This is a genomic window from Segatella copri (assembly GCF_019127135.1).
Classification (GTDB): Bacteria; Bacteroidota; Bacteroidia; order Bacteroidales; family Bacteroidaceae; genus Prevotella.
On record NZ_JAHOEA010000072.1, the window covers coordinates 1 to 13,719 of the forward strand.

The window sequence follows — 13,719 nt, forward strand, 5'->3', positions numbered from 1 at the left end:
GCTATGATGGTACCGATTCATGCGCTACAGTGGTACCGATTCGCCGATACTGTCAATTTACTTTCAAGGGGCAAAGATTATGCAAACGAGCACAATGAAAGCTTGCTTTCAAATTACCGAGTGCAGCTTATCTTATACAAAGGTACAGGTCATGTGTGTCAAATGATGTCACAGGTTTCAACTATTTCTCAAAAATCTTTGTATCACCTTGTACCAATAGTCCCAGGAGTAGCCTACGGAAGGATGATTAACTCTCATCACAATAATGGCTCTCGCCCAATATCATGATTCGCTTGCCGAATATCCCCCCGTTGGCATAATCCTTGCCAACGAAAGGCTGAAAGAAAATGTTGCTATTCATACTATTTTTCCAATATCTTTCGTCCTTTTTCTGTTAGCATATACTTCTGCTTTGGGTGCTTTGGATTATCAGGATATTTCATGGAAACCAATCCTTCTTCCAATGCTGGTGTTAAGTATTTATACAAGAAATTCACCCTATCCTTCAACATTAAAAAAGACATAATTTCTCTAACAGAATACTCTCCATCCTTCAATATTCCGACAAGTTCCAATACTTGTTGGGTACTTGTTGGGTACTTGTTGGGTACTTGTTGGATTGCTATTTACCAACTGCAGATTAAACCCATTACGGTTATATCTAAAGATTACAGGCAAGAGTAAACTCTCCGCCACCTATGATTTGCTCTACATTAACCCAAAACCGCACGGGAAAAGATAATCCATGTTACACCCAAATCAGACTTCAAAAAATCCTGATATTGGAAATCAAGGAGTTACATAGAGAGTGACTGCAATGTGGGTTTATAGCCGCTCACTAAATCCTCTTCCATACTCAGGTTCGATTCCTTTCGTAAGACTATCCGCCATACACAATTTTTTGAATATAAAGTCGTAGCGTAGACCAAGCCCCAAAAGCCTCTACAGGAATTTGTACTCCACCACAAGTGGCTGTCTCCCCTTTCTTTATTATTTTACCATTAGGAGCTATAGTTAATTTATACAGGAAATCTTCATGCTCTCTATCAATATATAAATCTGGGTATATTTCAGGTTCTCCAGTATAATCTTGCCAATTATCAGGCAATATACCTGTAAACATAGCAGTAAGAGTTACATCTAGATTTCCATCTTCATCTACCTTGCAAGAACCACCCAGATCATAATAAGCGTCATTCTTGTTCAAAAAGATAATATTAGGATAATCTTTACCCAAAACTATATACTTGTCTTCATATACCATAAACTCTGTAGGAACAGAACCTAAAATAAAATCGCCATCTTTTGATAGTTGAACATCAAGTTGATTAAAATCACCTTCTTGCTGTTCAAAAGAGACACTAAGTCCATCGTCTTCGATAACATTAGGAGTTAGTGTTTTCAGCGTTTTTTTGCCTAATTGAATCGTAAATACATTTTCACCTAAAGTATCAACAACAATAGTTTGTTTATCTATGTCTCCATAAACTACATAGTGCTTCTTGCCAGTATCGTCATTAGACTGACTAAGAATCACCTTACCTTCATTCTGATACTGCTCTACTCGGTCTTTTACCATCTGTGGGTAATTCGTAGCACATGAGCAAAATGTGAAAAGAACGAGACCTATTAATAAAAGTTTTTTCATAAGACTATTATTTATTATTATTCAACTTTGAAGCAAAGATAAAGACTTGTTTACCATCACTCCGTACAAAATTCGTCAACAACTCCATTGCCTTCACATAGCCAACAGAATTTTCATGAATGAGTTCAAGAATCTCCACATCAGAAGTCCCATCCGATTTTTCCGTAGTATGGATTATCATTTCCTGCGTTATATTGGAACCATTCAAGTACCGAGAGGCTTGTGCCATAGCTTTCACAGAAGCAACACGACTGATTATGCTCTCATTTTTTTTGTATTTTTCCCCATCGAGAGCCAAAACAGAAATCAAATAGGCATTGTCATAGTCATTCACAGCACGCACGCCCTCAAAAGGGGCATTGTTATACATACGGACAAGAAAGTTGGTAAACGCCACCTTGTCACTAGAGAAGCCTTGAGCACAAACTGCTAAAGGTAATACAACTTGTAAGAGACAGAACAAATACTTTTTCATTTTTCTATTCGTTTTAAATATTCATAATCATACCAAACTAACTCATGGATTTTTGCTATCCTATTTAAAATTGCAGGTAACAACCCCAGCCATAACAACGCTATCAAACATTTAAATAAAAAAATCACATAAGATGCATTAACAACATCACCTAACATAAAAAAGCTAATTAAACTTTTATATGGCATACATAAGAATGCCAATATTGGAACAAACATAGATTCTAAAAATGCAACTTGTCCCTCCATAACTGAAATATCTTTATTTTTATAGGTCTGTAGGACATAATAATAAGCATTATAATATACATCAAGAATAGTTCTCTCCTTCTGTCCTCCTTCAAAAATTGGCACAGCTAGCATTAAAACAACTGAAAAAATTAAGAATAATATTCCTATTATATATATACAATCAAAATTTAAAATAGAAAAATCTGATACCAACTGTAAGATTGAACAGCAGACAAATATGGACCAAACAAACCAAAAGGGTCCGCGCAAATATGCATCTATAGTATTTTGCAAACCACTTGTTGCTGTTGTTGTATTCATACTTCCACATAATAGTTTCAAATAAAAAGGATCAGGTGTTTCTCGCATCACCTTAATTAACTCTCTCTTTATATATGCAGTGTTATTACGAAAACCACCCCAAATCATTGTAGTCAAAAGATGATTAAATATACCAACAATATAAGAAACAACAGTACCTATCGTAAAAAGAATAGTACGATCAAGTTCTTGTTCTTTATTAATCAAAACACTTAAAGGATATGAATCAGCAGCAAATAATACCTGGAGGAACAAAAGCAATGTTCCTCCAGGTATTACCATAGATAACACATCATAAATAGATAAATTTCCTATAATCCTATCCATAATTAATATTTATCTTGTAAATCAAAATTGGAATAATTAGAAATTTTGTTTGCAGGAATCAAGAATTTCAACGTCAATTCAGGAGTACCCTCTAACTTGAATAACGAGTATAGTAATGTACCATTCTCATCATGTGCATAAGCCCCTCCAAAATCATCGCCTGCATTTCTATCATTATAAGTAAAAATACAATTTAAATTATCCTCCATTTTAAGAAACGGAGCAAATAGTCCATGCCCTTTTAATATATAGTATGTAGGACCAACTCCATGAGCCTCTAAAGCTAAAAAGTCTATATATTTAGAATACTCTATATCACTTATGTATCCAAACTTTTCGTCATAGCCATCAAAATAGGACTTATTCCCCAAATTATCAACTACAACAAAATTAGTAAAATAAGAATAAAACAGATGTCCTAATTTTCTTGTCCAATCATTTATCCATTGTGAGGAATTTCTAAAATACATTTTATTACACAACATAAATTTTAATGCAGAATATCCTAAATTCATACGAGAATACATATTCTGTTCATCTTGAGATAAAGATATTGCCCTCAACGTATTCACGATGAAGTTTACCAAAGAAATTGTATTATCGGTACGTTCGTACACCACATGCATCGTAACGAGATAAGAATCAGAATTTTGCCATGACTCCAACTGATTTAAGGTCTTAACTTTATCACGTTGAATTACAGCTGGGGTTCCTTTTGCATATCGGTAGAATCTTTCGATATAATACTCATTTACCATAAAATTATTATTTGGCAAAGATGGGTCCTCCAAAATTAACTTACGTGTAAAAGAAGTAGGTAACATTAATTTAACTTGTTCTAACAAATTTTTTAATGCAACTTGCTCGTTTTGGCGATAAAACTTCTGTATTTTCATATTCATTCCAAATGTAGAGCCAGCGAACTCTACTGAAGCACCTTTAGACTTAGCATAACTCACCAATTTTGAAATACTTACAGTAGCCTGCAAAGTAACCATTGTTTTACCTGCCATATTAAGACATTCGAGTTCCTTATATTCCTTAATATTACCAGACGAAATTGTCACTATTTCATCTTTTGTTATCTCTTCATTCAACAAGGAAGTATTTGCAGAAACAAATGCACCATAAACTTGCTCTATAGCACTACGCAAAGCTATTTTAGTTGCGTCTTCCTTATTTCTACCATCACCTGAAACTACGAGAGTAACATCATCTTCTGCTTTAGATGCCTGTAAAGGCTCTTTGTTTTCAATATTAGTTTTTACAAGACTTTGCTGACCAGCTGTAGGTATAGTACTTTGAAATTGAGCAGGCACAAATATCCGTGGAGTCGATTTTTTTTTATTTTTATTTTTCTTTGACTCTGCCATTACATTTAAGGCACCACTTATTAGTGACCCTAAAAAGCCTTGGCACATACCTTTTGAAGACAACATAGTTATCAACAGACTAATTACTAAAAATCTTTTCATATCCATAACGTTATAAGTAAGAAAGTATTAATATTTACCACCATCCTCGAATAATGGTTTTAGCAATACTCTTTGGCTGATTGTTAGCCCAAGCCATGCCTACATCACGACAAGCCTTAACTATACTTTTTTTATATGTCTGGCTATCTTCATATTGCTTGCTTTGAAAGTTCCACTCACGCAATTCGTCTGCATTCAACTTGGAAGCTACTTCCTTACGTAACTTTTCCACATCTTGGTAACAAGAACTATACGGAGAAATGACATTAAGATATTGGGCGACCTCATTGGCACCATATGCATCTTGACTTTTCATCCAAGCATTGCGAGCCTTATTCAACTGCTGCAATCCATAAGCATCTATTTTCTGCTGATAGAAACTTGTAGCAGCCACTTGGCATTTGTCGTAACAATCGGCACAAACATTAGGTACTGCCATCATACGAGAGATTGCCTCATCATAATTACCAACAGAAGCCATCGTACGGGCCTTACTTATCTCTTCCGCGCAATGATTCGTATAAAAATCAACAATCTTGCCCTTTGCCGTATCCAACATTTCGGAAAAATCTTTCTGATTAGGATTCAATTTGCTAAACGCACTAATCAAAGCTTTGTTTTCATTCGTTCCAATTCCTTGTAAAGACACAGTACAAGACGCATAGAGTTTGTTCTCAACAATATCACCCACAAAGAATGTAACTTCCATTTTTTCGGACACTCTTGCAGGAGTCGAAGGAACGATATCCTTGCTCGTAATATCCACTTTGGCAGTCAACACAAACCGCTCTACATAGCCATTATCACCATAGCCATTGCCTACAAGCATTCGCTGCATACGTGTCACCAAGTTTTTGCTTGCCTCTACAGAAATCACACCATCGGGCATCATTGCTTGTATGGAGATTCGCCCCTCATCAGATGTCTGAGCAAATGTAGCCATCGACATCATCAACACAAATAAAATGACTAACCTTCTCATCTTGTTATTTCTCACCAAGTACGACAATAGCTTCACCCAAACCTCTCACCATCACCTTAGAAGTAATATTGAAAGGAGGCTGTTGCAAATATTTTCTCAACTTTGTAGCAAACGCCCTGGCATCCATAGCCCTGCCTTTATCATCAAGCAATGGGATACGCACCTGTTCAAACTGGGCAAGCGACTCTGTTCCGTCACTCAGATTGAATGTTCCATTCACACAGTTCTTCTGCAGCCAATCCTGTATGCAGTCAGTCAATTCCTCACCATTATATTCCTCCTCTAAATCTTTGTCCCAACTATCCCAACACCTTATGGTAAGACTGATTTCCCTACCACGTTTACTTTGGTCGGCAAACCAATCATCCATTTGGCTATCAAAAGGCTTAATATTTTCCTTTACCGCTTTAGCTAATAAGACAGGTATCATCTCTGAAGAAGGTTTGGTGATGCCAGTAGATGTAGCTATACGCTTATTGGTATAGGCATCGAAGGCTTCAAGTGTAAAAGACGCCGAATTACCATTTCCTGTACGATTCACCTGCCACCATAGCTGAATGATAACGTCAGACTTTACTCTACGCTTCAGTTGGTCAAGAGGAGATTCTACAAGCGAAGCTCCACTCTTTTTACTAGTCGTTACATTATCTTCAGCGGTTTTCATACTGATGCTTTTGATTTCTTGCTCGGCATCTTTTAGGCTATACCCCTGATCAGTAAGCACTTGACCAACCTTGCTGATAACCTGTCCCAATTCCGTATCCTCAAGAAAAGCCTGCTGGTAGTTTGCAACCTTTACCACATTCCCTTGATCGGAAAAATTAGTCATAAAGTATCGCTGATTACACCAATTGTCACTTGGCAAAATCATAATCGTTGGTTTCTTGGCTATCTGTGCAAAGCAAAACATGTTACACAACCAAAAAGCTAATACAAAAGAAATAAGCTTTCTCATAACTAATACTGATTTAGTTTGTTGTTTTTTAGTCCAACTTCTTAAATTCAAAATCATTCGGATTGCAGCATGCTTTCTTATAATCGAAAGCATAGATGCGCATGTAGGCTTCTTGCACCTCCTTGGCTCCATTATAAAAAGGGGTGACGGTGTGCTGCATGGTTGTTACTGTCACTACCATATCGGAAGTGAGAACTGTACCGTTAGAGCGTTTAAGGCGCTTAGGCTTGACTTGAAATACCTTGCTCATAAGCATTCTGTCTTTAAGTTCATTATATATAACTGCTCCTGCTTTTCTGCCGAAACAGCAAATCATTTACTTTCAAGGGGCAAAGATTATGCAAACGAGCGCAATGAAAGATTGCTTTCAAATTGCCGAGTGCAGCTAATCTTCTGCAAAGATTATGCAAACCGAAAGCAGAATCATCAAGCTTGCTTGAATGTTATGCTGAGGTGCAGCTAATCTTCTGCAAAGTTAGGAAAATTCTGCGAACCAAACAAGTCCATAATGGTTCATAAATGAAAAAAGATGGTGCGAACCCCTACTTTCTTCACTTTCTTGTAAGTTAGGCTCTGGTAAAACCCGTAGAAAAGAAAATGTGAAAGAGGAATCCACACCATATGACGGTGTAGACTCGCTCAAACAAATTCTCGTTCTTTCTACGTTTCAATTTACCAGATTTCAACCTACAGAACTGAATAGTTTGCTCGTGTCCACAAGATAATCTTGTTTCTCTGCATCATAGCGACTTCAAGCGAGGACTTTACCCCGCCCTGTCACTAATCCAATGGCAAATTTAGTAAAAATCTGATGAACCACCAAACTTTTAACAAGAAATCTTATGGATTCCTCTTATATTTCACTTTTCAGGGACTCCTAACCCTTCTTCTTTCTGCATTCATACCTTATTATATATAGAGTTATTGTAATTTCTGCCGCAAAAGTACAATCAGGATGCGTCAAAAACTGACATAGGAAAAAGAAAAGATGAAGAAGGAAGATCAATCCCTTAAAAAAGACTAAAATATTCGCAAAAATAGCGAATGCTTATAATTAAGTATTACCTTTGCATAAGAAAAAGCTGCACTCGGCAATTTGAAAGCAAAATTTCATTGCGCTCGTTTGCATTGTCTTTGCAATAAATAAAACATATTATTATAATTATGGAAATAACATTTGAGGAGGATTATCTCCGAGAATTATATTATGAGGGAAAAGCGCATAATAAGAAATATCGCTTCCAACCTCAAATCATTAAGAAGTACGTTCGAGTTATTGACCTTATGGCATCCTTGAACAGTACAGAAGATTTTTATCGCTACAAAGCCTTACATTACGAAGCCCTTGTGGGTGATAAGAAAGATCGTGAATCTGTTAGAGTCAATGACCAATATAGAATAGAGTTTCACTCTGAAGTTGTTGGCAACGAAAAACAAATCACGATATGCAATATATTAGAATTATCAAACCATTATAAATAAAAAACAGCATTATGTCAAACTTAGGTTTTGGTTTTTATCCAACTCACCCTGGTGAGGTTTTGAAAGATGAATTAGAGGAGCGTGGCATTTCGCAAAGAAAATTTGCGGAAAGCATTGGTATGGGATATTCCGTACTTAACGAAATTCTGAATGGCAAACGTCCTGTTACCACAAATTCAGCTCTGATGTTTGAGGCTGCATTGGATATTCCTGCCGATTCTCTCCTGAAACTGCAGATGAAATACAATATGCATACTGCCCGGAAAGATAATGCTTTGGTTGAAAAGCTCAAGCAGATTCGCAGAGTTGCAGCCATGTTATAAAAAAAGAAATGCGTCCGCACAATACGGCCGCATTTCTGTTTTTGTAAAGTTACCACACAACAACTGATATGCGATTTGCTATAGAATATTCCTAGAACCTGAATCCGAAGAACATTCTTACTCGCCATTTGTTTCTCTTCACCTGAAGATGATCCTCGTCTCCGGCTACTGAGAAATTATAAACAGCAGTGGCGCCGGCAAACTTGTTGCGCCAGGAATACACGGCTGCACCTCTACCGGTAATGATGGCAGACGGGAAATGATACTTCATGCTGTTTTTAACAGTTGGGATTTTTGTATCACTACTCCCCTCTTCTGCTTCAGCCCTCATCTTGGTATAGTCGTGGGAATATACCGTGATGGTTGGCAAGGCTGACAGATGGAACAGCAGATGGGAGGATGGAACAAGGTTATATCCATAGCCTGCACCGAGCGCCAACTCGTTAAGACGGATGGTCATTCCCTTCACCTTCGTCTTGGAACCGTCAAAACTGGCGCCAACCATCCAACTTCCGGCACTTCGCTTCTGAATGTAGCTCTGGCTGAAGGCTGCCGGGAAGGAGAACTTGCGATAGTTGAAGGCATAATAGAAATTGAGATTCAATGCCTTCTGCGAGATTTCTCCCTTATGGACATCTATCTCGTTGGTACCCACTTTCTGATGACCATGGAATGTCTTGGACGAGAGATAGACCACATCAAAGCCATAGCGGTTGCTATAGGAATTGAGGTTGAACTCGTAGTCCTGATTCTTGCCAGTCAACTTGGCTGGGTTCACAGCCAAGCCAAGTCCCAATCCCCGGTAAGCCACTGCCATAGAGAGGGTTCCACGGCAGTCTGCCATCACCTTGGTATGCGTTTCCGTTCCATCCGTCTTCGCTGTAGTTTCCAAATCAGCTCCCGAAAGATTGCCTCTTAGTTTAATGGTCCATCGGGCATTTGGACGGGAGATGTAGGTAGTATCATACTTTATCTTGTAATAATTGGCTGCCAGCAGTGAATCTCCTCTGAACAATTGGCGATCGTAGAGGCTCAAGCGTCTTTGAATCTTGGCATAATGCTTCATGAACCTCTGCTTTTTCTTCTCACTCATTTTGCTCTTACCTAATTCTGCCATAAGAAGGGAGTCGCCCCATTGGAGCATACGTCCCCTATCAGCAGACTGTCGCAACTGGAGTCGCAGGCTATCTGCCATCATCAGCAGTTCTTTCAGCTTCTTTCGAGGTTTCCTGTTCTGTCCGTTCTGGGCAATGGCAGGAGCAAGTACTCCCATAGAAAATACCACCACAAGAAATGATGCTTCCAACATCACCATTGACCCAGTTTTCATTTTTCGTCTATTCATCTTATTTATCTTTCTTTCCTATTCCGGTACAAAAGTACGGCAAAACTTCGAAACAGAAAAGGAAAAAGCAAAATAAATAAGAAATGAGGAAAGAAAAGATTAAAAGAATTGATTTTTCGTAGAACTTTAAAAGAAGATAAAAATCAGAATCCGAAACCGCAGTTTCGGAAATACGCAAAATATCAAAACAAATAAAAAAACTTAAATTAGCAAACAAACAAGCTGATATTCAGGCATTTTTATTACCTTTGCATTCGAAACCGCCATTTCCGAAACAGCGGTTTCGGAAAATAGCATCAAAAAGAAACTGTAAAATTATAGAAATATGAAGTTCTTTGGAAGACAAAACGAAATAAAAGAATTGCAAGAGATAAGAAATCTATCTTTGCAAACGGCCCGTTTTACAATCGTAACCGGACGCCGACGTAGCGGTAAGACATCCTTATTGATAAAAGCATACGAGGATGTTCAGGATATGCTGTATTTCTTTGTTGCAAGAAAATCAGAAGCAGAACTCTGCAGAGATTTTATCGAAGAGATAACGAGCAAACTTCAGCTTCCTATTCTCGGCGAAGTAACACGCTTTGCTGATATCTTTAAATATCTGCTTCAACTATCCAAGATTCGCCCTATCACTCTCATCATTGACGAATTTCAGGATTTCAAGCGGGTTAATCCATCTATCTTTTCAGATATGCAAAAGATATGGGACCTAAACAAACAGGAAGCTCATATTAATCTTGTGGTCTGCGGTTCTGTTTATTCACTTATGAACATCATCTTTAAAAATAACAAGCAACCTCTTTATGGTAGGCAGACTGGAGAAATAAAAGTCACTCCATTTCCCCCTTCTGTCATTAAGGAAATTCTCTCTACATATAATTCTGCCTATGCCAATGATGACCTACTGGCTCTCTACAGTTATACAGGCGGAGTAGCAGAATATGTAGAAATGATGATGGATGCAGGAGCCACGACCAAGGAACAGATGACAGAGCGGTTTATTGCAAAAAACTCTTATTTCATCTACGAAGGAAAAAATATGCTGATAGAAGAATTTGGCAAAGACTATGCCCGCTATTTCGAGATACTGCAACTTATCGCTTCAGGCTACACAACTCGAGGTGAAATAGAAAGCATCATGAAAATAGAACTTTCGGGCTATCTCACCAAACTGGAGAACGACTATTGCCTGATTTCCCGTTATACACCGATGTTTCAAAAGACCAATCGCAACATTCGCTATCAGATAGAAGACAACTTCCTTCGCGTCTGGTTTCGCTACATCTACAAATATGGATACATGATAGAGGTTGGCGCCAATAAAAAACTAAAAATGGTCATGGATAAGAGCTACACCACATACACCGGCAAGGTTCTGGAAAGATATTTTATTGCCAAGATGATAGAGAGCGAAGAATATACCCAGATAGCCTCCTGGTGGGACAGAAAGGGAGAGAATGAAATCGATATTATCGCTGCCGATGAACTGGAGCAGAAGGTTATTTTTTATGAGGTAAAACGCCAAGCTAAGGATATAAATTTCGACATTTTAAAAGATAAAGCCGAGCATTTCTTCCAAGCTACAGGAAAATTCAAGAAATTCGATATCGGATACCATGGATTGTCGATGGAGGATATGTAAAGCAAGCACATACAGAAGCTGGAGAAGGAATATGGGGTGCGACTGTTCGACAGAATCGGCAATCGCATCCAGCTCACCCGTGCCAGACTGTTTGCTGATTTCAGAAAACAACATTCTGACACTTAGAATACTTTAAAAAGTTGCCTAAGATACCCCGTACCCTTTCTTCAGTTATTTCAAACGTTCTATGAGCATATTGAAGTTCTTTTTTCCAAGATTATTCTCAGATAAAGACTGGCTCATGTTCTTATTAACGATAAGACGTGATTGCATCTTTTCCCAAACATCAGCATCTAGTAATTCCTTCCATTTAGCTGCACTTCGCATAATAACAAACACTACATCTTCTCTTTCGTAAGCCAAATATCTAATTAGTTTCTTTGTTAATTCCTGAGATGGCAACACAACACCCCTTGGAAAATCCTTAAAGGAAACAGAAGTGTAAGCACAATACTGAACTATTGCAAAGTTTCGGAAGAACTCATATTCCTTTTGATGATTTATGTTGAGGCGATTAATATTATTATACCAATAATAGTCACCGATTTCATTCAATGCATCGCCACAAAGGACTTGGGAACCCTCCATGCTATATTTTTCCTTGAACTCTTCATGACTCTTAACATAAGATTCCTGTGGGGTGAGCAATCCTCTCACTTGAAATGACAGCGTATTGATCAACTCCGCCATAGCATCCTCTAAAGGTGCCCTATATCTTTCATATTGCACATTATCATTCACACCTAACTTAAATCCTGGATTTAGGCTAAGAATAACGACTTTCGCCTTGAGTGGGTTACCTCTCCACGGCTCAGCAGGAGCACCAAGAAAGTACCGGCAATCCTCTTTTGCCTTTTTATTGAATTCATTTATCACTTGCTCCTCGTAAGAATTTGGATAAACCATTTTTATGGACTCGTCATACCAATGCGAACGCATATACTCCCCAGTCAGCTTAGGCCAAAGATTCTCTTTAACAATATCAGATTCAGATACACTATAATAGCCAGTAGGATTAACCATACATTTTAGTAGCTCTTCACCTTTCAAAGACTTTTTCAATGAAGCCAGACTATCCCACCTTAGGTATTTCTGCGTAAAAGTTACAGACTTATCGTCTTCTGTATAAGAGAATCTCAATCTAATCTCCATCATGAGAAGATCCAACACTTTCTCTAAACTAAGTGTTTCTTTAAGATAATTAGCCATTGCAAACTGGTCATCCACGTATCTATCACCGTCAGGATATCTAAGATGCGAAACGAAATACGCCAATGTTTGCTTGATACTATCTTGGGCAATCTCAGGATGATTGTCTAAAAACTCACGAATATGCGATAAGATATCAAAGCCCTTGTCGGCAACATAAAGCAGATGCATCAACTTTGTGTCTGTATCCGTCTGTCCAAACTCGTGACAATAATCGTCTACATAAGCCTTGATATGCCTCTCTGGTAGACTAACACGCTCTCCTCCTACTGGATAAAATGCAATTCTTCTCATAATTAATCGTTTTGATGTTACACTTTTTGCTTCAAATCTTACTACATCCACAAAGATTATCAGCATTTTCGTTTTTGCGGATTGCTATATAACGGATTATCTAAAACTATATTGCATAAGGAACTCATTTTTTTAAAATGAGGAAGCAGCTTTAGATATTCCTGCCGATTCTCTCCTGAAATTGCAGATAAAATACAATATGCATACTGCCCAGAGAGATATGAAGTTCTTTGGAAGCAAAACGAAATAAAAAGATTCGCTACATAAACAAAAAATGCAGACGCATTTCTGTATATAAACTTACCGCACAACAGGTGGATGACGAGCGCACAACAGCTGATGGACATTCGCACAACAGCTGATATGCAAGCGCACAACAGCTGTTGTGCGGTTCGCGATAGTAACTTTTCCAACGACATATACTATCTCCTCCAACAACTTATCCTATATCTTCCAACAACTTATGCCGGTACTTTCAGCACCTCTTCCTATATCCATCAACACCCCGATCCACTATCGAGAACAGACGGAGGCACATCAATATAGAACAGCAAAGGCTTGAGAATGGAGAACATGTATATAGAATAGATGAAACCACAGGCCATCTATTAAGGTAGTCAACTAAAAATATGACTAAGTTTCAGGAAAGTCAACGTGAATTATAAATAAGTTTTAACGGAATCAACTCGTCTTACAAATAAAACTAAAAGTGGGCAACTAAAATCGTTAAACCACATACTGAAATAGTGCCCGCGAACATGAGCACGGATGACCATGAACATGGGTACGCGCGACCGATACGATGGGTATGAATGACCAAAACGATGGGTATGAATGACCAAAACGATGGGCACGGATGACCGAGAGCCTGGGTACTTATACCCAACTAGCTCGGGCATTCGTACCCAAGGCTTTGGGCAAAGTTGGGCAAAACGTTGCGTTGACTTTTCCTGTGTGGTTTAACGATTTTAGTTGACCACTTTTAGCTTTATTTGTAAGACGAGTTGA

General features: G+C 38.1%; 14 protein-coding genes. 4 read left to right on the forward strand and 10 right to left on the reverse strand.

The genetic code is table 11. The features are described 5' to 3' along the window. Window positions 1-362: 362 nt before the first annotated feature. From KSW37_RS16195 to KSW37_RS13770, 8 genes are all read right to left on the reverse strand, one after another. Entirely contained in the window at window positions 363-575 is a 213-nt protein-coding gene (locus KSW37_RS16195) for a Fic family protein (RefSeq protein WP_217745116.1), read from the reverse strand. 305 nt (window positions 576-880) lie between these two features. Continuing rightward, window positions 881-1,648, reverse strand: coding sequence for a hypothetical protein (locus KSW37_RS13740; RefSeq protein WP_217314914.1), 768 nt, complete (start codon window positions 1,646-1,648; stop codon window positions 881-883). 7 nt (window positions 1,649-1,655) lie between these two features. After that, entirely contained in the window at window positions 1,656-2,123 is a 468-nt protein-coding gene (locus KSW37_RS13745) for a hypothetical protein (protein WP_217314915.1), read from the reverse strand. Next, the gene (locus KSW37_RS13750) at window positions 2,120-3,001 is read right to left on the reverse strand and encodes a hypothetical protein (RefSeq protein ID WP_217314916.1); all 882 of its coding nucleotides are present in this window, start codon (window positions 2,999-3,001) and stop codon (window positions 2,120-2,122) included. The genes KSW37_RS13745 and KSW37_RS13750 overlap by 4 nt, the downstream gene beginning before the upstream one ends. A 2-nt stretch (window positions 3,002-3,003) precedes the next feature. Further along, entirely contained in the window at window positions 3,004-4,476 is a 1,473-nt protein-coding gene (locus KSW37_RS13755) for a hypothetical protein (protein WP_217743510.1), read from the reverse strand. 34 nt (window positions 4,477-4,510) lie between these two features. After that, window positions 4,511-5,458 (reverse strand): hypothetical protein, encoded by a 948-nt coding sequence (locus KSW37_RS13760; RefSeq protein WP_217314918.1) that lies wholly within the window; start codon window positions 5,456-5,458, stop codon window positions 4,511-4,513. Window positions 5,459-5,462: 4 nt separating this feature from the next. After that, the gene (locus tag KSW37_RS13765) at window positions 5,463-6,470 is read right to left on the reverse strand and encodes a DUF6175 family protein (RefSeq protein WP_437183135.1); all 1,008 of its coding nucleotides are present in this window, start codon (window positions 6,468-6,470) and stop codon (window positions 5,463-5,465) included. Continuing rightward, window positions 6,442-6,663: a DUF6140 family protein gene (locus tag KSW37_RS13770; protein ID WP_254368665.1), complete on the reverse strand. Its 222-nt coding sequence runs from the start codon at window positions 6,661-6,663 to the stop codon at window positions 6,442-6,444. Before KSW37_RS13770 ends, KSW37_RS13765 begins: the two co-directional genes overlap by 29 nt. A gap of 914 nt (window positions 6,664-7,577) precedes the next feature. Here KSW37_RS13770 and KSW37_RS13775 point away from each other — a divergent pair. Next, on the forward strand, window positions 7,578-7,895 hold the full coding sequence (locus KSW37_RS13775; RefSeq protein ID WP_119235769.1) for a type II toxin-antitoxin system RelE/ParE family toxin: 318 nt from the start codon (window positions 7,578-7,580) through the stop codon (window positions 7,893-7,895). A gap of 11 nt (window positions 7,896-7,906) precedes the next feature. Continuing rightward, the gene (locus KSW37_RS13780; RefSeq protein ID WP_119235770.1) at window positions 7,907-8,218 is read left to right on the forward strand and encodes a HigA family addiction module antitoxin; all 312 of its coding nucleotides are present in this window, start codon (window positions 7,907-7,909) and stop codon (window positions 8,216-8,218) included. Window positions 8,219-8,309: 91 nt separating this feature from the next. Here KSW37_RS13780 and KSW37_RS13785 read toward each other — a convergent pair whose 3' ends face one another. Then, window positions 8,310-9,563 carry a DUF4421 family protein gene (locus KSW37_RS13785; RefSeq protein WP_217743511.1) on the reverse strand — a complete coding sequence of 418 codons (1,254 nt, stop codon included), beginning with the start codon at window positions 9,561-9,563 and terminating at the stop codon, window positions 8,310-8,312. A 325-nt stretch (window positions 9,564-9,888) separates the two neighbouring features. Here KSW37_RS13785 and KSW37_RS13790 point away from each other — a divergent pair, with 325 nt between their 5' ends. Next, on the forward strand, window positions 9,889-11,208 hold the full coding sequence (locus KSW37_RS13790) for an ATP-binding protein (protein WP_217314922.1): 1,320 nt from the start codon (window positions 9,889-9,891) through the stop codon (window positions 11,206-11,208). 9 nt (window positions 11,209-11,217) lie between these two features. Beyond that, window positions 11,218-11,334: a hypothetical protein gene (locus KSW37_RS16070; RefSeq protein ID WP_367397514.1), complete on the forward strand. Its 117-nt coding sequence runs from the start codon at window positions 11,218-11,220 to the stop codon at window positions 11,332-11,334. A gap of 45 nt (window positions 11,335-11,379) precedes the next feature. Here KSW37_RS16070 and KSW37_RS13795 read toward each other — a convergent pair whose 3' ends face one another. Then, entirely contained in the window at window positions 11,380-12,711 is a 1,332-nt protein-coding gene (locus KSW37_RS13795) for a hypothetical protein (protein ID WP_217314923.1), read from the reverse strand. Window positions 12,712-13,719 lie beyond the last annotated feature (1,008 nt).

Coding starts and splice junctions, on each gene's coding strand:
- KSW37_RS13765 (WP_437183135.1), bottom strand. CDS start 6,470: ATGATTTTGAATTTAAGAAGTTGGACTAAAAAACAACAAACTAAATCA.
- KSW37_RS13740 (WP_217314914.1), bottom strand. CDS start 1,648: ATGAAAAAACTTTTATTAATAGGTCTCGTTCTTTTCACATTTTGCTCA.
- KSW37_RS13780 (WP_119235770.1), top strand. CDS start 7,907: ATGTCAAACTTAGGTTTTGGTTTTTATCCAACTCACCCTGGTGAGGTT.
- KSW37_RS13760 (WP_217314918.1), bottom strand. CDS start 5,458: ATGAGAAGGTTAGTCATTTTATTTGTGTTGATGATGTCGATGGCTACA.
- KSW37_RS13770 (WP_254368665.1), bottom strand. CDS start 6,663: ATGAGCAAGGTATTTCAAGTCAAGCCTAAGCGCCTTAAACGCTCTAAC.
- KSW37_RS13795 (WP_217314923.1), bottom strand. CDS start 12,711: ATGAGAAGAATTGCATTTTATCCAGTAGGAGGAGAGCGTGTTAGTCTA.
- KSW37_RS13755 (WP_217743510.1), bottom strand. CDS start 4,476: ATGAAAAGATTTTTAGTAATTAGTCTGTTGATAACTATGTTGTCTTCA.
- KSW37_RS13775 (WP_119235769.1), top strand. CDS start 7,578: ATGGAAATAACATTTGAGGAGGATTATCTCCGAGAATTATATTATGAG.
- KSW37_RS13785 (WP_217743511.1), bottom strand. CDS start 9,563: ATGAATAGACGAAAAATGAAAACTGGGTCAATGGTGATGTTGGAAGCA.
- KSW37_RS13790 (WP_217314922.1), top strand. CDS start 9,889: ATGAAGTTCTTTGGAAGACAAAACGAAATAAAAGAATTGCAAGAGATA.
- KSW37_RS13745 (WP_217314915.1), bottom strand. CDS start 2,123: ATGAAAAAGTATTTGTTCTGTCTCTTACAAGTTGTATTACCTTTAGCA.
- KSW37_RS13750 (WP_217314916.1), bottom strand. CDS start 3,001: ATGGATAGGATTATAGGAAATTTATCTATTTATGATGTGTTATCTATG.